General features: G+C 43.0%; 17 protein-coding genes. 9 read left to right on the forward strand and 8 right to left on the reverse strand.

The features are described from left to right. Window positions 1–3: 3 nt before the first annotated feature. The 7 genes from nit1 to P3L37_RS15955 all read right to left on the reverse strand — a co-directional run bounded on the left by nit1 (window position 4) and on the right by P3L37_RS15955 (window position 9,379). Window positions 4–855 carry a deaminated glutathione amidase gene (nit1, locus tag P3L37_RS15925; RefSeq protein ID WP_004908231.1) on the reverse strand — a complete coding sequence of 284 codons (852 nt, stop codon included), beginning with the start codon at window positions 853–855 and terminating at the stop codon, window positions 4–6. Next, a complete protein-coding gene (gene yhdP / locus P3L37_RS15930; protein WP_109911674.1) occupies window positions 855–4,646 on the reverse strand; it encodes an AsmA2 domain-containing protein YhdP in 3,792 nt (1,263 codons plus the stop codon). The genes nit1 and yhdP overlap by 1 nt, the downstream gene beginning before the upstream one ends. Before the next feature lie 13 nt (window positions 4,647–4,659). Beyond that, window positions 4,660–6,129, reverse strand: coding sequence for a ribonuclease G (rng, locus tag P3L37_RS15935; protein WP_004908223.1), 1,470 nt, complete (start codon window positions 6,127–6,129; stop codon window positions 4,660–4,662). Further along, on the reverse strand, window positions 6,126–6,713 hold the full coding sequence (locus P3L37_RS15940; RefSeq protein WP_109911673.1) for a Maf family protein: 588 nt from the start codon (window positions 6,711–6,713) through the stop codon (window positions 6,126–6,128). The genes rng and P3L37_RS15940 overlap by 4 nt, the downstream gene beginning before the upstream one ends. A 35-nt stretch (window positions 6,714–6,748) precedes the next feature. Beyond that, window positions 6,749–7,237, reverse strand: coding sequence for a rod shape-determining protein MreD (mreD, locus tag P3L37_RS15945; RefSeq protein WP_004908217.1), 489 nt, complete (start codon window positions 7,235–7,237; stop codon window positions 6,749–6,751). A 44-nt stretch (window positions 7,238–7,281) separates the two neighbouring features. Then, a complete protein-coding gene (gene mreC / locus P3L37_RS15950) occupies window positions 7,282–8,250 on the reverse strand; it encodes a rod shape-determining protein MreC (protein WP_109911672.1) in 969 nt (322 codons plus the stop codon). A gap of 85 nt (window positions 8,251–8,335) precedes the next feature. After that, complete coding sequence (locus P3L37_RS15955) at window positions 8,336–9,379, reverse strand: rod shape-determining protein (protein WP_004908213.1); 1,044 nt, start codon at window positions 9,377–9,379, stop codon at window positions 8,336–8,338. 605 nt (window positions 9,380–9,984) lie between these two features. Between P3L37_RS15955 and P3L37_RS15960 the strand changes: the two genes are divergently transcribed. The 9 genes from P3L37_RS15960 to fis all read left to right on the forward strand — a co-directional run bounded on the left by P3L37_RS15960 (window position 9,985) and on the right by fis (window position 18,070). After that, window positions 9,985–10,968 carry an oxidoreductase gene (locus P3L37_RS15960; protein WP_109911671.1) on the forward strand — a complete coding sequence of 328 codons (984 nt, stop codon included), beginning with the start codon at window positions 9,985–9,987 and terminating at the stop codon, window positions 10,966–10,968. A 232-nt stretch (window positions 10,969–11,200) separates the two neighbouring features. Continuing rightward, on the forward strand, window positions 11,201–11,665 hold the full coding sequence (gene aroQ / locus P3L37_RS15965) for a type II 3-dehydroquinate dehydratase (protein ID WP_004908209.1): 465 nt from the start codon (window positions 11,201–11,203) through the stop codon (window positions 11,663–11,665). Between the two features lie 18 nt (window positions 11,666–11,683). Beyond that, entirely contained in the window at window positions 11,684–12,154 is a 471-nt protein-coding gene (accB, locus tag P3L37_RS15970; RefSeq protein WP_004908206.1) for an acetyl-CoA carboxylase biotin carboxyl carrier protein, read from the forward strand. A gap of 12 nt (window positions 12,155–12,166) precedes the next feature. After that, window positions 12,167–13,513 carry an acetyl-CoA carboxylase biotin carboxylase subunit gene (gene accC / locus P3L37_RS15975; protein WP_004908205.1) on the forward strand — a complete coding sequence of 449 codons (1,347 nt, stop codon included), beginning with the start codon at window positions 12,167–12,169 and terminating at the stop codon, window positions 13,511–13,513. Window positions 13,514–13,689: 176 nt separating this feature from the next. Next, a complete protein-coding gene (locus P3L37_RS15980) occupies window positions 13,690–13,932 on the forward strand; it encodes a DUF997 family protein (RefSeq protein WP_004908202.1) in 243 nt (80 codons plus the stop codon). Beyond that, window positions 13,922–15,382 (forward strand): sodium/pantothenate symporter, encoded by a 1,461-nt coding sequence (gene panF / locus P3L37_RS15985; RefSeq protein WP_004908200.1) that lies wholly within the window; start codon window positions 13,922–13,924, stop codon window positions 15,380–15,382. Before P3L37_RS15980 ends, panF begins: the two co-directional genes overlap by 11 nt. Before the next feature lie 198 nt (window positions 15,383–15,580). Then, window positions 15,581–16,465, forward strand: coding sequence for a 50S ribosomal protein L11 methyltransferase (gene prmA, locus P3L37_RS15990; protein WP_004908197.1), 885 nt, complete (start codon window positions 15,581–15,583; stop codon window positions 16,463–16,465). Between the two features lie 317 nt (window positions 16,466–16,782). Continuing rightward, complete coding sequence (gene dusB / locus P3L37_RS15995; RefSeq protein WP_004908195.1) at window positions 16,783–17,766, forward strand: tRNA dihydrouridine synthase DusB; 984 nt, start codon at window positions 16,783–16,785, stop codon at window positions 17,764–17,766. A gap of 7 nt (window positions 17,767–17,773) precedes the next feature. Then, complete coding sequence (gene fis / locus P3L37_RS16000) at window positions 17,774–18,070, forward strand: DNA-binding transcriptional regulator Fis (RefSeq protein WP_004258438.1); 297 nt, start codon at window positions 17,774–17,776, stop codon at window positions 18,068–18,070. A gap of 64 nt (window positions 18,071–18,134) precedes the next feature. Here the strand turns inward: fis and P3L37_RS16005 are convergent, their stop codons facing one another. Further along, window positions 18,135–19,685 (reverse strand): methyl-accepting chemotaxis protein, encoded by a 1,551-nt coding sequence (locus P3L37_RS16005; RefSeq protein WP_110731668.1) that lies wholly within the window; start codon window positions 19,683–19,685, stop codon window positions 18,135–18,137. Window positions 19,686–19,932 lie beyond the last annotated feature (247 nt).

Genomic DNA, 19,932 nt, shown 5'->3' on the forward strand with positions numbered 1-19,932 from the left:
TCGTTACTCTTTGGTTTCTTTTTTAATCAATGATGTCAATTGCGGTCTAAAACGGTTGTGTTTCACCACTTTTATTTGCTCGCGCATGACACTCAAGCTGTCTGTTTTAATATTCAGTACCGTAGAAGCGACGGCATCCACGTTCTTTTTCATCACTTTACCCCACCCATCAACCGCAAGGCTATGCCCCCACGTGCGACGTGTGCCGTGCACACCGACTTGAGCAGGTGCTAAAATATAGCATTGGTTTTCTATCGCACGAGCTCGTAATAACGGCTCCCAATGTGCTTGACCGGTGTAACGAGTAAATGCCGCTGGTACAGAGATAATTTCTGCACCTTGCTCACGTAATGCTTGGAATAAACCAGGAAAGCGTAAATCATAACAAATCGTCATACCAAGGCGACCCACCGGCGTATCAACAACGGTAATATGTTCACCACGCTGATAAATCACGGATTCGTTATAAGTGCCTTGTTCATCTTCGATATTGACATCAAACATATGAATTTTATCGTAGCGCGCTTTAATGTTTCCTTCAGCATCAAATAATAAGCTACTACTTGTAATACGTTCGGGATCTTCACGGCTAATCATTGGCATTGAGCCAATTAAAATCCAAACATGATAACGTTTGGCCATTGCGCTGATCGCTTTTTGCAAAGGGCCTTTTCCTTGCTCTTCCGCTTGTTTACGATAGGTCGCTGCATCTGCAAATAACAATGCGTTTTCAGGTGTCAGTACTAACTCAACAGTTTCTGGTAACTGTTTGATCTGTTGTTCGATTTGCGCCAAATTGTGTTTAGTATTATTTCCACTACATAACTGCAAAAGTGCAACGTTGCCATTTTTCATTACTCTTGAGTCTCCTTCAGTTGACGTAATACTTCATCAATTTTCGGCTCGTCCAAGCTACCTGTTACTCGGTAACGAATAACGGAAACTTTACTCCATAGTGGACCGAGCACTTTCGTTGCCGCAAATACGGCAGCGCCTGCAAATGGGTTTACCACAAACGCGGTTGCTACTCCTACTGTAGCAGATATTTCCGGTGTAATGACGGCTTCAACATTAATTTGGCGTTTAACGAGGTCAATTTGACCATTAAAAGCAATATCGGCAACTAAACCATCAACATAGGTATTTTTCGAAACCAGTACACCATTTTTAATGGTCGCATCACCTTTAATGGAATCAAAATCAAAGTCATCACTAAATGTATCGCTAAAATCAAATCGTAGTTTACGCAACAGCGCATCAAAGCTGACTAGACGCAATATTTGCCCTGCACGACCGCCCCCCATTTGTGCAATCGCTCCTTTACCCAATTTTGCAGACATTTTACCATTTAAAGAGGCAATATCTGGTGACCAAGGCAAATTAGCCCAATCTAAATCAAATTCAATAGTATAAGGTGATTGGATAATGGGAACCAATATACCAAAATACGCTGCTGTTTCGTCAAAAGCTTCGCCGGTCAATGAACCTGCAATTTGCGTTTTATTGCCGTTTTCGCTATTCCAAATAGCATCTAGCGTTAATTTCGTAACACTGTTATCTAGCGTGCCATCGGTCAGTTGCAATAACGTCCCTTTAGGTTGGATATTCGCACTAATTTCACCCAATTTCTGCCCAGCAACCCAACATTCTTTACAATGAAACTGCAATTGTGGCCATTGGCTAAAATCAAATTGTGTTGTGGCAAGGTCATTGATTTGAGCACTAGAGGAAGTGCTAGGGTTGTAATACAAATAATCAATAGCGACCTGCCAAGGCTGTGAAGCAAAGATTTGTAACGAGCCTTTTAGGTTTTCACTGTTGATACTGACCAACTGCTCAGGCCGTTGTAAATCATAAGAAAAGTTTACTGCGTTCCATTGCTGCCCAGCGAGGTAGATTGATGGAATATTGACCTGGAGCATATCCGGCAAGCCAATATTCATACCACCTTCGCGGCTATGGGATGACACTAGTAACCCAGCTAATTTCTCCCAGTTCATATCAGTAATCGCTGGCAAATCGACAATAAAAGCTGAGTTTTTAGGGAGTTCAGGAATACCGTCACACCATTGGGCAATATGGGCTTTTAATAAACTCAGAGGTTTGTCACTCAATCCCCATTGAGTATTAAAACCAATGCGCTTACCGATATCACCACCAACCACCAACTGTTCTGTGGTTCCTTTTGCTTGAACATTAATTTGCCCAAGCTCTGCTAACAAAGCGTTATCAATAGCAGGTAGTTGGCTTTTCAGTTGTTTTAGCCCTGCGGTGACGTCTATTTGTAAGCCAACGGGTTCTTTTGCCGTATTCGGAATGGTGATAGCGACTTGGCTTTTCCAGTCAGTGGTTCCTGATAATTTTTGTTTAATCTCAGCAGGTAACATTGCCAACTTATTCACCGCCCAGTTTCCGCTAATATTCACATCCACTAAATAATTTTTTGCTTGGTCAGTGGTAGTGAAATCGACAGTAATTGGCTGTTCAAACCAGTGTCCACGCAGGTTTTCACCGCGTAAATCTCCATTGTTAAACTCAAAGCTGCCCGTCAAAGCAGAAATAGTGCTATCAATTGACTGAATATATAAATCGTTTTTATTGAGATTGACCTTTCCTTTGGCGACAACATCCTTACCCGCCACCAGTGGAATAGATAACCCTAACTGGCCATTAACAGTTCCCCCAATTTGTAACTCTTCAAGCGTATCGCCAATTGAGTGGTTCATCGGGGTATGCACAAAATATTGCTGGATTTGTTTTCCAGTTCCATTGATATCTGCATTGATATACAGCATTTCTTTAGTGTAATCAGGGATATTGGCATCAAGATTGGTTGCTGTGGCATCCGCCAGTTTTACCGTTGGTGCATGCATAAATAGCCCTGCACGCCTAAAGTCTAAATCCATATCTAAGTTCAATAATGCAGGCCATTCACTGTCATATTCGAATGTCGCATTACGCAGAGGGACATAAACTTGGAATTGCCCATCATTGTTATCGTATGGGAAATGAGCTGGATCACCTTTATAGACCAACGTCGCATTATCTACACTACCTGCGATAATGGCTTTCGTCAGGTAATCCGCCACATCTTGCCCCATTAATTTTTGTGGGAAATAACGCCACGCATCCCCTGCATCATCTAAACGAATTCCGGCAAGAATGGCGAGATCGGCATAATTTCCTTTTTTCGCTTTTGCGTAACGAAACTCACCATTTGCCCAAAGAGACTGAGCTTGTACCTCTAATGATGGGCTCCACAGTTTAAATTCACTGTCATTATTTACCCAATGGAACTGACCTGTTGCCGTCTTTATTAAAAAAGGAGCTTTAAATTCATCGCGATAGTCCACTTCACTATCTTGCAAGCTAACTGTGGCACTACCACTTTGCATGCCACCAATTAAAACACCCGAAAAATGATTAACTGAAGGCAACTCTTTCCATTTTTTCCAGCTGACATTTTGCCAATCCATGTTGATTTGTACGTTTTCAGGCATGTTTTGTGTGATATCAAGGGCAAATTCACTCACTACACCAGTTGGTTGGCGATGTTGCCAATCTTGTACCATTTCAGGTGTTAAAAAAGAAAATGTGGGCAAAACTTCGCTTAAACGTTCGAGTTCAATATCTTTAGCACGGATGCGCCAATGGTCATTATCTTGATATTTTTTGCTGGCAGGCAAATACAATACAGAGACGCTCCCTTGCGGCCAGATAAACTCATTGGTTTTCAAGGTATCAAGCTCAGGAATGTTAAATAACCACCCATTCCCCTGCCTTTTCATTCGCAAAAGCAAATCATTAACTTGTAGGTTTTGGGCTAATTCGCCCGTTCCCCAGTTAGCTTCGCCTTGTCGTAGTTGAATAAGGCCGCTGTCAATTCGATGATTTCTCAGGGTTACCCAAGAAGACAGGCTAAAATTGGCATCCCGCAATGAAGTATTGTCACGCAGCCAGCGGCTAAGCCATGGCTGCATATCAATATTATCCGCTTGTAGATAAAAAATGCCGTCACTTAACACGCCGTTTTTATCTGACACATCAAGCTTTACTTGCAGATAGCCATGCTGCTTATTAATGGTTTCAAGACTCACAAAACCTTGAGCACGATGCCGTTCATTGTCATTCAGCCATGAAAGCTCGGGTAAAATCAGCGTTGTTTTTTGTTCAGAAGGTGTGAGGAAGGTTAATTGGCTTTCTTTTAATATAAAGTGGTCGAATTGCCGTAAAAATAGCTCTTCAATGCTATCTAAAGACTCGCCTTTCGCGGAGTCTCCAAGGCTTAAAGGAACTTTATAATCAACATTTAACTGATAGAAGGTTAAATCACGAAAGCGCCAGCGTAGAGAAAATAATGAGCTCCAGATATCTAATTCAACAGTAATGGTATTCGCGGTAACATCCGTAGTTTTACTCTGTAAAGCGACATCGGATAACGTCAGTACAGGGCCAAAAGATTGCCAAGCCCCTTCGATTTTACCAATTTGTACAGATACATCGGTCTTTTTTTCAACATAATCGACCAGATCTTGTCGATAGTTGTCAATATTTGGCAGAAGAAAACGCAGCCCTGACAGCACTAATGCACACAGCAATAATATAACCGCGGTCGTCACCAGTGCTACACGTGGCAGTCGTCTCACTCAAATCTCCTTATTACATCATTACGACGTCAAAACGTTCCTGACTGTAAAGAGGTTCAGTCTGAACTTTAACTTGCTTCCCAACAAAGATTTCAACTTCTGCAAGGGCATGTGATTCATCCCCTTTAAGGACATCAACCACCGCTTGGGATGCATAAACTAAGAACCTATCTGCATCGATAGTCCGGTGAACGCGAACTATTTCACGTAAAATTTCATAACAAACTGTTTCTACTGACTTAACGGTTCCACGCCCTTGGCAAGTTGGGCAGTCGTCGCATAACACATGTTCTAGGCTTTCTCTTGTGCGCTTACGCGTCATTTCAACTAAACCCAGTTGCGAAAAACCATTAATGGTGGTTTTGACTTTATCTTTGCTCAATGCCTGTTCTAATGATGCTAGCACACGGCGACGATGTTCAGGGTCAACCATGTCGATGAAGTCAATAATAATAATACCGCCTAAGTTACGTAAACGCAGTTGCCTTGCTATCGCTTGAGTCGCCTCGATATTAGTATTGAAGATGGTTTCTTCAAGATTACGATGGCCAACAAATGCTCCAGTATTGATATCAATCGTCGTCATGGCTTCAGTTTGGTCGATAATCAAATAACCACCTGATTTTAGCTCCACTTTTCGATCCATGGCTCGCTGAATTTCGTTTTCAACGTCAAACAAGTCAAATATTGGCTGATTACCTTGATAAAGTTCGAGCTTAGCCGTCATTTCTGGTACATACTCTTCGATAAACTCTTGCAATTGAGTATAGGTCAAACGGGAGTCAACACGAATACGATCAAGATGAGCACCTGCAAAATCACGGATAATGCGGTAAGCAAGCGCTAATTCACCATAGATTTTTGTGCGAGTCACATTACGTTTTTTTCGTTCAATCACTTTCGCCCACAGGCGCTTTAAGAAGGCCGCATCCTGTTTAACTTCCTCTTCCCCGACCCCTTCTGCTGCCGTACGGATGATAAAACCACCATTTTCATCACAATACTGTGAAACACACTCTTTTAGGCGTTCTCTTTCAACTTCACTTTCAATGCGTTGAGAAACGCCTACATGGGAAGCTCCTGGCATAAAGACCAAATAGCGAGAAGGGAGAGTTATATCTGTAGTAAGGCGAGCGCCTTTGGTGCCAAGGGGGTCCTTGACGACTTGAACGATTAAATCTTGTCCTTGCTTAACGAGCTCAGCAATATCCCTGACATGAAAGTTTTTTTGTTCGTCACCCGCAATGCATTCCGTATGGGGCATAATATCCGAAGCATGCAAAAAGGCCGCTTTATCTAGACCAATATCAACAAAGGCCGCCTGCATCCCCGGTAAGACACGGCTCACGCGGCCTTTGTAAATATTCCCTACTAATCCTCTTTTTGCTTCTCGCTCAACATGAATTTCTTGTAATATCCCACCATCAATATAAGCAACGCGCGTTTCAGATGGTGTAATGTTCACTAATAGTTCCGCAGTCATGACTTCCCCTTACCATCACTTAACGCTAAAAATCGCTGAATTAGCTCGTCTGTTTCAACCAGTGGTAAACCAACAACCCCATGGTAGCTGCCATTGATTTTACGTATAAAACGCCCACCAATGCCTTGAATTCCATAAGCGCCAGCCTTATCCATTGGCTCTCCTGACTGTATATAATCCCGTATTTCGAGTAAAGATAACTCGCGGAATGTCACATCTGTCACAATTAGTGACTGTATCGTCTGTTGACGGTTGGATAAGGCAATCGCCGTCATCACTTGATGAGTTTTTCCCGATAACGCACTTAGCATCTCTTCTGCATGCTGGCAATCGCGCGGTTTTTCCAAAATTTTGCCTGCAAGAACAACAATAGTATCAGCGCCCAAAACAGGTTGATTATCGGGTGCTATCGCAACACCAGCTAAAGATTTATCTCGTGCAAGACGTTGAACATAGTCTTGAGGCGTCTCCCCTTCCTGCCACAGCTCTTCTACCTCTGGACGTAAGATTTCAAAAGTATAATTAAGTTGCTGAACAAGTTCACGTCGACGGGGTGAGCCAGACGCAAGATAAATTAAACACATAAACTGTATTCCCAGTCAGAGTGACAACTAACATGCTAACATACTGAAAATTGCCGACGAGTTTTACGTAAAAGCAAAAATAGCCATGGCCATAGAATACCATTCACTAAGCTATTCCAAAATACTTGCGGATGGAATAATACTTGTGATGATAAAAATTCAGCCCAAAAAACAGCAAGATCCTGAATGATAGTCAGCAACATAATCACCAACGCTTGCTGCCACAGCGCCATATTACGCAACAACTGGTGCTTATAAGAGACGAGATAGCAAATAATGCTAAAAGAGAGGGCATGTACCCCCAGTGCTGAACCCTGAATGGAATCAACGATAATCCCTAAGATAAAGCTCGTGCCAACACTCACACGGTGTGGTAGCGCCATCACCCAATAAGTGAGAATCAACAGAAGCCATGATGGCCGGTAAAAGCTGAGTTGCTCCGGCCAAGGCATGACTTGCAAAATCAAGGCAATAAAAAACGATAACCAAATGATGGCGCGGCCATTTCCACGATACTCATCCATGCTAATTTACTCTCTTGCCCATAACCATACTGTGTTTCCTCTACTTATGGTTGTGACGTCGGAGCCATTGAGGGTGGCAATGGAGGCCCCTGAATTTCATTCGGGTTAGGTAATACTTGCGGCAATACTTTCATTAAGCGTTCATTTGCTGCCCGATAGACTTCCGAAGGCTGTAGTGGCGTTTTAGGGTCGTTATCATTTCCCCATAATAACAGAAGGTAACGTAAACGCTGCAATTCGGCGCTCGGCTTCGCGCTAATGATGGTATACGCTCGTTGTGTGTCGTGTTTTACGGCAGAGACCACCCCTACTGGATAACCTTCAGGGAAACGCCCCCCTAGCCCTGACGTGACAAGGACGTCACCAACACGAATATCGGTATTTTCAGGTAACGGTTCTAATTGGATATCATCAGCACATCCAGAACCGGCTGCAATCACACGAACATCATTACGTAATACTTGCACAGGCAATGCATGGGTAGTGTCACAAATTAGCAGGACACGGCTATTAAAATTACTTACCCCAACCACTTGGCCAACAACACCTTTATCACTAATAACAGGCTGCCCTTCATAAACGCCTTCATTACTGCCTTTATCTATAACCACTTGGTCACGATATGGCGTATTCGCGCCTGAAATAACTTGCGTTACCATCATGTGTTCATCTTGGCGAAGTGGTGAGCCAAGTAACTCCCTTAAGCGTGCATTTTCCTGCTTAAGTTGCTCTAAAAGCAAGTTGTCCGCTTTTTTCAGTAATAGCTCTTGTCGTAAGGCTTTGTTTTCGAATTGCAGTTGTTCTCTTGAAGAGAAACTTTCCGAAATATTATCTAGAAATTGGCGTGGGCCATTCGCTAAAAAATAGAATGGGCTAACCGCCGTGTCTAAGTAGTTACGGACTTTATTGAAAGGCTCAAAACGATGGTCAATCACCACCAGTACAAGTGCAATGATTACCGCAAAAAATATGCGTAACTGTAGGGATGGACCTCGCCTAAAAATTGGCTTCATGTGTGGCTAAGTTTCGCTAATGTCAGAGGAACAAAAAATAGTCGAAACAGTTGGAGAACCTCCCCAACCGTTTCTAAAAGGCCATTTAGTCTTCGCTAAACAGGTCGCCACCGTGCATATCAATCATTTCTAACGCTTTACCGCCGCCACGCGCGACACAAGTTAGTGGATCTTCTGCAACAATAACCGGGATACCCGTTTCTTCCATCAATAAGCGATCTAAATTACGAAGAAGCGCGCCACCACCCGTTAAGACCATACCGCGTTCTGAGATATCTGAGGCTAGTTCAGGAGGACACTGTTCAAGTGCTAGCATTACCGCACTGACAATTCCTGTCAGGGGTTCTTGCAATGCTTCTAAAATTTCATTGGAATTCATTTTAAATCCGCGAGGCACACCTTCAGCAAGGTTACGACCGCGAACTTCAATCTCGTAAACTTCATCGGTTGGGAAAGCAGAACCAATTCCATGTTTGATGCGTTCTGCTGTCGCTTCACCTATCAGCGAGCCGTAATTACGACGTACATAGTTAATGATAGACTCATCGAAACGGTCACCACCAATACGTACCGAAGAAGAGTAAACAACGCCATTTAAAGAAATAACAGCGACTTCTGTCGTACCACCACCAATATCAACAACCATTGAGCCTGTAGCTTCTGATACAGGTAACCCAGCACCAATAGCTGCAGCCATCGGCTCTTCAATTAAGAAGACTTCACGCGCACCCGCACTTAGCGCGGACTCACGAATGGCTTTACGCTCAACTTGTGTTGCACCAACAGGCACACAAACAAGGACTCGCGGACTAGGGCGTAAAAAACTGTTACTATGAACTTGTTTGATGAAGTGCTGTAACATTTTTTCAGTCAAGAAAAAGTCAGCGATAACACCGTCTTTCATTGGCCTGATTGCCGAAATATTGCCTGGTGTACGTCCCAGCATCTGCTTCGCTTCACCACCGACTGCAGCAACGCTTTTTGGCGATCCAGAGCGGTCTTGACGAATAGCAACTACAGAGGGTTCATTTAATTTTACGCCTTGTCCTTTGACATAAATAAGGGTATTGGCCGTACCCAAGTCAATAGACAGGTCATTAGAAAACATGCCACGAAATTTTTTAAACATAACGAAAGAGTTATCCTGCAAGCTGGGGACGAATTTAAACCCGTCTACTCTACCAACCACTTGAAGCTGCCTCAAGGCGTTAATGAGCTGCTTCTATAAATATGGTTAATTCATCTATTTTTCACGTACCGTACTGTACATGCTTCTTATGTAAACGAAGCAGATAAAAACCCCAAAAATAGATATTAATTGTATTCTTTACCTACAGGATAAAATTATACAGAAAAACATCTACTCTTTGGTTGTTATATACTCCATCTTTTTCTTCCCAGTGTGACAAGTTATTGGGGCAACAAGTTCAAATATTATTTAGTTCTTTTTATTATTGCTACACACTGGCTATTTCCAATACAAATTGGGTGAATTCGCTGGGTGTTCGCTCTATTATCTACCAAAAACGCGGCAAATTTATGTCAATACGCAAAATGAATCCGTCGAGATGCGATATTTTGCATGATAAAAGCCTATTTATGCCAGAAAAAAATTATTTTTTACAAATTAATTACAATATTAATAGCTTAAACACTGTCACTACGTCAATGAATTACCCGCAAATTTTAGGCACTTTTAAAGTACATATTTAATCATTTTATTAGGAGTGAAAGATGAAAGCTCTCATCCTGCAACAATCGGAAGATAAAATTATCTCTGGCATTCAACCTCTAACGACAGAAATGCTCCCGGCCGGTGATATTATAGTCGATATTCATTGGTCCACACTCAATTATAAAGATGGGTTAGCCATTTGTGGAAAGGCGGGAGTTGTTCGCCAATATCCGATGGTACCTGGTATCGATTTTTCAGGCGTGATCCACCACAGTGAAGACCCACGCTTCCAAGTTGGCCAACATGTGCTACTGACTGGATGGGGGGTTGGTGAAACGCATTGGGGGGGTTTAGCGTCTCAAGCAAGGGTTCCGGCTAAATATTTAACGCCTCTTCCAGAGAATTTATCTTTAAAGCAAGCGATGGTTATTGGCACTGCTGGCTTTACCGCTATGCTTTGCGTAAACGCTTTAGAAGAAGCGGGTGTGACGCCAGATAAAGGCGAAGTCATCGTGAGTGGCGCTAGCGGTGGTGTTGGTAGTACTGCCGTGCAATTACTGTCTCTACTGGGTTATGAGGTTGTCGCGATTTCAGGTCGAGAAGAAAACAGCAGTTACCTGCAAAGTTTAGGTGCCAAGAGAGTATTACCTCGCAGTGATTTCACTCACCCTGCTAAGCCATTAGACAAACAGCTATGGGCAGGGGCGATTGATACTGTAGGCGGTGAATTACTCGCCAATCTTCTTGCACAAACGCACTATAATGGTACTGTTGCTGCCTGCGGTTTAGCCGGTGGCTTCGACTTACCAACTAGCGTCATGCCATTCATTTTACGTAATGTTCGCCTTCAAGGTGTGGATTCTGTTTACTACCCTGCTGCAAGTCGCGCTAAAGTATGGCAGCGCCTTGCAGATACTCTCCCCGCGGCTTTCTATGAGCAAGTCAGCAATGAGATTAAATTAGAAGATTGTGTCGAATATGCAAAAAAACTCTTAAAAAATGAAGTCACTGGGCGTACGCTAGTTAACCTACTAGCGGAGTAACGCATTTATTGCGGTACTCCCGCCTAAATAGGGATTACCGCACATTTTCAAAAATAAATTCGGGTAATTTCTCTGATAAGACCAGTATTTTGCTGCTATATGTCACGAAATAATTATAATGACGGACTTTGTCAGTAGAAAATCCATTTATTTTTATGATAAAAGATGACAAACGCTTAGCATCGCGTTATGTTGTCGGGCTATTGATAATATCGTCGGAGTTAGCAGCATAATGGCAGAAGATATTCACATTTTACTCTTGAATGGGCCAAACCTGAACCTGCTAGGTACACGGGAACCTGATAAATACGGCAACCAAACTCTTGCTGATATCGTATCCAAGCTCGAGGCAGAGGCAAACCCGCTAGGAGTAAAACTGAGTCATTTTCAGTCAAACGCAGAATTTGAACTCATCGATAAAATTCATGCTGCACGTCATGATGTTGATTTTATCCTCATCAATCCGGCTGCATTCACACATACCAGTGTTGCACTACGTGATGCATTACTCGCGGTGAGTATCCCGTTTATCGAGATCCACCTGTCTAATGTGCATGCTAGGGAATCATTTCGCCAACATTCTTATTTCTCCGATAAAGCTATCGGTGTAATTTGTGGTCTAGGTGCTGATGGTTATAGTTTTGCTTTACAGGCAGCGGTTAACCGTCTGCGCCTAATTAATTCAATCCAAATATAAGAGTACGGAATCATATCCATGGATATTCGTAAAATTAAAAAGCTGATCGAGCTGGTCGAAGAGTCTGGCATTTCTGAACTGGAAATTTCTGAAGGGGAAGAGTCAGTACGTATCAGCCGCGTTTCACCTGCTGCTCAGGTTATGGCTGCACCTCAACAGTATTACTCAGCACCGGTTGCACAACAACCTGCTCTGGCTAATGCAGTTGCACCATCTGAAGCAATGGTAGCGCCAGCTGCACCAGCCGCAGTTGCAGGTCACCAAGTTCGCTCACCAATGGTCGGTACTTTCTACCGCGCACCAAGCCCAGAAGCGAAGCCATTTGTCGAAGTTGGTCAAACGGTCAGCGTTGGTGATCCACTTTGCATCGTTGAAGCGATGAAAATGATGAACCAAATCGAAGCAGATAAAGCAGGCGTTGTTAAAGCCATTCTGTTGCAAAACGGTGATGCAGTAGAATTTGACGAGCCATTAGTTGTCATCGAATAACGAGGCGTTTCCATGCTGGAAAAAATTGTTATTGCTAACCGTGGAGAAATCGCATTACGTATTTTGCGTGCCTGTAAAGAACTTGGCATCAAAACAGTAGCGGTTCACTCTACGGCAGATAGCGATCTAAAACACGTGTTACTGGCTGATGAAACAATTTGTATCGGCCCAGCAGCATCAGCGAAAAGTTACTTAAATATCCCTGCGATTATCTCAGCAGCGGAAATTTCAGGTGCGCAAGCAATTCACCCAGGATATGGTTTCTTGGCTGAAAATGCAGATTTCGCAGAACAAGTTGAAAACTCAGGTTTTGTTTTTATCGGTCCAAAAGCTGAAACCATCCGCCTAATGGGTGATAAAGTTTCTGCCATTAACGCGATGAAAAAAGCCGGTGTACCTTGCGTTCCGGGTTCTGATGGCCCATTAGGGAACGACACTGAAAAAAATAAAGCCATCGCGAAACGTATCGGCTACCCTGTCATCATCAAAGCATCTGGTGGTGGTGGTGGTCGTGGTATGCGTGTGGTACGTAATGAGAAAGATTTAGAATCTTCTATCAACCTAACGCGTGCTGAAGCGAAATCCGCTTTTAATAATGATATGGTTTACATGGAAAAATTCCTTGAAAACCCACGTCATATTGAAATTCAAGTCATGGCTGATGGCCAAGGCCATGCGGTTTACTTGGCTGAGCGTGACTGTTCAATGCAGCGTCGCCACCAAAAAGTGGTTGAAGAAGCACCAGCTCCAGGTATTACACCTGAAATTCGCCGCAATATCGGTGAGCGCTGTGCCAATGCGTGTATTGAAATCGGTTATCGCGGTGCAGGTACTTTCGAATTCTTATTTGAAAACGGTGAGTTCTACTTCATCGAAATGAATACCCGTATTCAAGTTGAGCACCCAGTCACTGAAATGATCACTGGTGTAGACTTGATTAAAGAGCAGCTGCGTGTTGCATCTGGGTTACCATTATCAGTGAAGCAGGAAGATATTGTGGTTCACGGCCATGCTGTGGAATGCCGTATCAACGCAGAAGACCCGAATACCTTCATCCCAAGCCCGGGCAAAATCACCCGTTTCCACTCTCCTGGTGGTTTTGGCGTACGTTGGGAATCTCATATTTACGCAGGCTACACTGTACCTCCGTATTATGACTCAATGATTGGTAAATTAATTACTTATGGTGAAACTCGTGAAATCGCTATTTCTCGTATGAAAAATGCGTTAAACGAACTTATCGTCGATGGTATTAAAACCAATATTGAACTGCACCAAATGATTATGAGCGATGAAAATTTCCAAAAAGGCGGAACTAACATCCACTATTTAGAGAAAAAACTGGGTATTGCTGAATAAGTCAGCGATAACCTGTTTAACTCATCGTTAATCGATACCGTAACGCGCTGCGTTACGGTATTTTTTTATGCTAAATACGCTTTATTGCACTTTTCTTCTGCTATTTTTCACACTCAGCCCACGGATTATCGTACAATTGCTGATTATTTTTTTATGGAAATGAAGGGGAATAACGGGTGGATAAACGTTTTCTTCAATCAAATAAAGAAGCACGCTGGTCATTTTATTTGACTATCGCCTATCTAGTCGGCTGGGTTATTAGTGCCTACCTGCCGGACAATACACTTGGAGTTACAGGGCTACCACTGTGGTTTGAATGGTCTTGTCTCATCTTACCCATCATTTTTATTTTGCTCTGCATTATGATGGTTAAACTGATTTTTAAAGACATCTCTCTGGAGGAGAATGATGCAGATTGAAGTTCTCCTGCCTCTCGTCGGCTACCTAGCTCTCGTCTTTTTGCTATCCATTTATGCATATAAAAAACGAACAAAAGGCGAGTTTTTAAATGAATACTTTTTAGGTAATCGTTCAATGGGCGGCTTTGTCCTTGCGATGACCATTACCGCTACCTATATTAGTGCGAGTTCTTTTATTGGTGGGCCGGGAGCTGCCTATAAATATGGCCTAGGTTGGGTGCTATTGGCGATGATCCAACTGCCTGCTATTTGGCTTTCTCTCGGCGTACTTGGTAAAAAATTTGCTATTTTGGCGCGTCGCTATAATGCCGTTACGCTCAACGATATGCTGTATGCACGCTACCAAAGCCGATTTTTAGTGTGGTTTGCCAGTGTTAGCCTGCTCATTGCCTTTTTTGGTGCCATGACAGTGCAATTTATTGGTGGTGCGCGCTTATTAGAAACAGCAGCAGGTATTCCATATACTTACGGGTTAATAATTTTTGGGGTTTCCATCGCACTCTACACCGCAATTGGTGGGTTTAGAGCTAGCGTATTAAATGACGCACTGCAAGGGCTAGTGATGCTATTAGGCACGGTGATCCTACTAGTGGCGATTATTTACCATGCCGGTGGTCTACCCTCTGCAATAGAAAAAATGCATAGCATAGACCCGAAATTGGTATCGCCTGAAGGTGCAGATGACATTTTAAGCGGGCCATTTTTAGCGTCATTTTGGGTTTTGGTCTGTTTTGGGGTGATAGGCTTACCTCACACCGCAGTACGTTGTATTTCATATAAAGACAGTAAAGCGGTTCACCGCGGCATTATTTTGGGAACTATCGTCATGGCAGTGCTGATGTTTGGTATGCACTTTGCAGGCGCTCTCGGTCGCGCAATTTTACCTGACCTCACGATCCCAGACCAAGTGATCCCGACCTTGATGGTACAAGTTCTGCCACCTTTCGCAGCAGGGATCTTCCTTGCAGCACCAATGGCTGCGATTATGTCGACGATCAACGCACAACTGCTGCAATCCTCAGCGACCATCGTAAAAGATATCTATCTGAACACTGTGCCAAAGCAAATCAAAAATGAAAAGCGTCTTGCGCGGATCTCTAGCCTTTCCACTTTGGTCTTAGGTGCGTTGCTTTTAGTTGCAGCATGGAACCCGCCTCAAATGATTATCTGGCTGAACTTACTGGCTTTTGGTGGTTTAGAAGCCGTTTTCTTGTGGCCATTAGTCCTCGGGCTCTATTGGGAAAAAGCCAATGGAACAGGTGCAATCAGTGGTATGGTCGTCGGTGGCGTCAGCTATGCCATATTGGCAAGTTTTAAAATTGAAATCATGGGCTTTCACGCTATCGTCCCATCACTGATTTTTAGTCTTATTGCCTTTTTTGTCGGTAATCTTTTTGGCAAAAATCCAGTACAATCACCAGCAAACGAACAGGTAACTAGCACTCACTGATTCCTATCTACTGATAGGTGAATTTGGCGTTACCTAATGTAAATGAACAAATGCAATGCTCTAGATAATTCGCGTCATAGATAGGCGGCAAACGAGCTAATCCCTAGGAGCATACACCAGTATGTGACTAGGGTTAGTGAGCGCAGCCAACAACGCTATGGCGTGAAGAATGACGAGCATTTTAGAAGAGAAAAAACAATGCCTTGGATACAAATAAGACTAAACTCAACTGCAAAAGATGCTGAAAACCTTGGCGATGAGTTAATCGAAACAGGGGCGGTATCCGTCACTTTTCAAGATAGCCATGACACACCCGTGTTTGAGCCACTTCCAGGGGAAACACGTCTTTGGGGTGATACCGATGTTATCGGGCTCTACGATGCAGAAACCGACATGAAACTTGTCGTCGCTCAACTAGAAAATAGTCCTCTACTGGGCACGGGTTTTATCCATAAAATCGAACAATTAGAAGACAAAGATTGGGAAAGAGAGTGGATGGATAATTTTCATCCAATGCGCTTTGGAGAACGTTTATGGATCTGCCCAAGCTGGCGTGATGTACCCGATCCAACAGCGGTTAATGTGATGTTAGATCCTGGTCTCGCCTTTGGTACTGGAACACATCCAACCACCTCATTATGTCTTCAATGGTTAGACGGCCTTGATCTCGAAGGTAAAACCGTGATCGACTTTGGTTGTGGATCCGGAATTTTAGCGATCGCTGCATTAAAATTAGGTGCCGCTCATGCGATTGGGATCGACATCGACCCCCAAGCTATCACCGCAAGCCGCGATAATGCGCAACGTAACGGTGTTTCAGAGCGTTTATCCCTATACTTACCGAAAGACCAACCTAATGACTTACAAGCCGATGTCGTGGTTGCTAACATCCTTGCTGGCCCATTACGCGAACTTGCCCCTATGATTAGTGTACTACCACGTCCGGGTGGGTTATTAGGTCTTTCTGGTGTACTCGCCAGTCAAGCTGAAAGTGTTGCGGATGCATACCGTTCAACTTTTGACATTGACCCTGTCGCTGAAAAAGAAGAATGGTGCCGGATTACGGGTGTCAAGCATTTTTAGTGATTTTTTTTATTAAAATCAGAGAATAATTTCTTTGAAAACAACGCCAGAATAGATTATCTTATAGCTCAAATATTGCTCAATAGCTGGCGATAATCTGTTCTGCACGAGATTTGAACAGCACAACAGTTATTTTAATAAATCGTTATGGAACCAACTTAACTATTTGTTAAATATAACTAATTTTATAATTGCAAACCTGCAAGATAAAAAAATTAGTGATAAATAACCGTTTGCTCAAAGTTTGTCCTTTCATATCTCGTAAAAAATGCGTAATATACGCGCCCTTGCAGTCACAGTATGGCCCCCATTTAGTTATGCGAATCGGACAATATCAGTTGAGAAACTGTCTTATTGCTGCCCCCATGGCAGGCATTACAGATAAACCGTTTAGGTCACTCTGTTATGACATGGGTGCTGGGATGACAGTATCAGAGATGCTTTCTTCTAATCCTCAAGTTTGGAAGACCGACAAATCTAGACTCAGAATGGTTCATCGCGATGAACTTGGGGTTCGTTCAGTGCAAATAGCTGGCAATGATCCCGATGAAATGGCTGCCGCGGCTCAAATCAACGTTGAGAGTGGCGCTCAAATCATCGATATCAACATGGGCTGTCCAGCTAAAAAAGTGAATCGTAAGCTTGCAGGCTCGGCACTGCTACGCTACCCAGAAATCGTGAAATCGATTCTTGAAGGTGTCGTCAAAGCAGTGGATGTGCCAGTTACCCTTAAGATCCGCACAGGCTGGTCACCTGAAGAGCGAAACTGCATAGAGATTGCCAAATTGGCCGAAGATTGCGGCATTCAAGCTCTCACTATTCATGGCAGAACTAGAGCCTGTCTGTTTAATGGGGAAGCTGAATATGACAATATTCGGGCAGTTAAGCAGACTGTTACCATTCCGGTTATTGCCAATGGCGACATTACTGACCCGCTAAAAGCCAGAGCTGTTTTAGACTACACAGGGGCGGATGCCTTGATGGTAGGCAGAGCGGCTCAGGGAAGACCCTGGATCTTCCGGGAAATCCAGCATTATCTGGACACAGGTGAAATATTGCCACCGATGCCTATGGCAGAGGTACAACGTATTATGCTAGCGCATGTACAGGAATTGCACGACTTTTATGGTCAAGGCAAAGGAGCCCGTATTGCGCGCAAACATGTTTCTTGGTACTTGAAAGAACATGCACCTGATGACCAGTTTCGGCGCTCATTCAACACCATTGAGGATGCCAGCGAACAGCTGGAGGTGTTGGAGGCATTTTTTGAAAATTTTTGCGTAAATAAAGATAAGAGCTGACAGAACTATGTTCGAACAACGCGTAAATTCTGACGTACTAACCGTTGCTACTGTAAATTCACAAGATCAAGTAACTCAAAAACCGTTACGTGACTCAGTCAAGCAAGCACTGAAGAACTATTTTGCTCAATTAAATAATCAAGATGTTAATGATTTATATGAGCTGGTATTGGCTGAAGTAGAACAGCCTTTGTTGGACATGGTTATGCAATATACCCGTGGGAACCAGACCCGTGCAGCCCTGATGATGGGTATCAACCGCGGCACTCTGCGTAAGAAACTGAAAAAATACGGCATGAACTAATCCTAGTCGGTTAATGCAGTATTTTTGTGAGCCCTCACTGTAATGCAGTGAGGGCTTTTTATTATCAAGCCGCAGATAGATTAAACTTCTGAACCGCTTGTTGTAGGTCTTGAGTTTGCTGTGCTAATGAGTTGGCTGCTGTAGCCACTTGCTCAACTAAAGAGGCATTTTGCTGCGTAACACTGTCCATCTGTGTAATAGCGACTCCAACTTGGGCGATTCCTTTGCTCTGCTCTTCTGAAGCTACGGTGATTTGCTCCATAATTGCTGTCACCTCATTGATTCCTTGTAAAATATGCTCCATCGTTTTGCCCATCTCGTTCACCAAACCAGTTCCTTTTTGTACACAAGTTCCTGAGTCTGCAATTAACCGTTCAATTTCCATCGCTGCTTCTGCACTATGGCTCGCTAACTTACGTACCTCTGCAGCGACCACCATGAAACCGCGCCCATGCACACCCGCACGAGCCGCTTCGATAGAAGCATTGAGCGCTAAAATATTAGTTTGGAAACTGATATCGTTAATCATGTTGATGATATCTGCGATTTTTTGTGAACTTTGGGATATTTCGCTCATAGTAACGACAACTGAATCAACAATGCTATTCCCTTTATTAGCGACCACGAACGCTTCACCGACTAGCTGATTAGCTTGAAGTGTGTTTTCCATATTCAGTTGAACTGCTGCTGTAATTTCCTCCATACTCGCTGCCGTCTCTTCTAACGCAGCGGCCTGCTCTTCTGTTCGAGATGAAAGGTCGCTATTACCGTTTGAGATTTCACTTGCTCCCAAATAAATATTGTCACTTCCTTGCCGGATTGTATTGACCGATTCACTTAAATCTTTTCTCATCCCTTCAAGTATTGGAAATAATTTTCCTACACAGCTATTTCCAAATGACTGTACAGGATGGCTTAAATCACCTTTTGCGATATCAATAAAATGCTGTCTCAGTAAACCTAGTGGTTTTTGCATCATCTCTGCCATATAGCGATCCGTAAAAATGAGCATGAAGATCCCTAATATTGCAGTAATGATCATAACCACTCGCGTAATATCCATCACGTTATCAACATGATTTCGAGCTTGGCTAATCAACTCTTCTGCTGTCTGGTTGAATTTTTGAATTGAAGAACCAAAAGCTCGGCTCAATGCGGGAGTGACATTATGGGCGTGGGACAAATATTTATTGGTATCACTTTCCATACTAAGGGCTAATTGAGGCTTTACCCCATCATAAAGTAGTGCTTGCCAACTGCTAATTACCTGCTCTGCAATTTCAGGAGTCATTGGCCCTGGGGAAATCAATTTCATCTGCTCTAAATATTTTTCCATATTGGACATTGCCTCTCTGACGGGGCCATAGTCCACTGTTTTTCCTTCACCTTTACTTTCCATTACCCGGGTTAACCGTGTAACAAAACGGAAATATTGGTCATTTCCCTGACTGATCACCGTCATTTGTTGTACTAATTGCCTATCAATATCGTTTCCATCAGCAATGCGTGATAGTGACCAACCACTATATACATTCGTTCCCCCCAAGATCAGACACAAAATACTTAACAATACGAAGACCACAGTGCGAATTGAGTAATTTCGAAGTTTCTGCATAGAATTTCTCTTTTGGTGGGATAATCTGACAATATTTAACTTTATCGGCGTTATAGGAAAATATTTTAACCGCTAGATTTGGTTGTTCTTTATCCTAAATAGGTAAAAATACTTATATTTCAAGGGGGTTACTATTTGATTTTGGGAATCAGAGAAAATTAAAAATTTGAGATTAATGTGAGTAATTTGAAGTAGATCGCTAAATACAAGAATCCAACCTGAGTAAATGAACCATCTAGAATACTAT

It is taken from the genome of Providencia sp. PROV114 (assembly GCF_032704305.1).
Classification (GTDB): domain Bacteria; phylum Pseudomonadota; class Gammaproteobacteria; order Enterobacterales; family Enterobacteriaceae; genus Providencia; species Providencia rettgeri.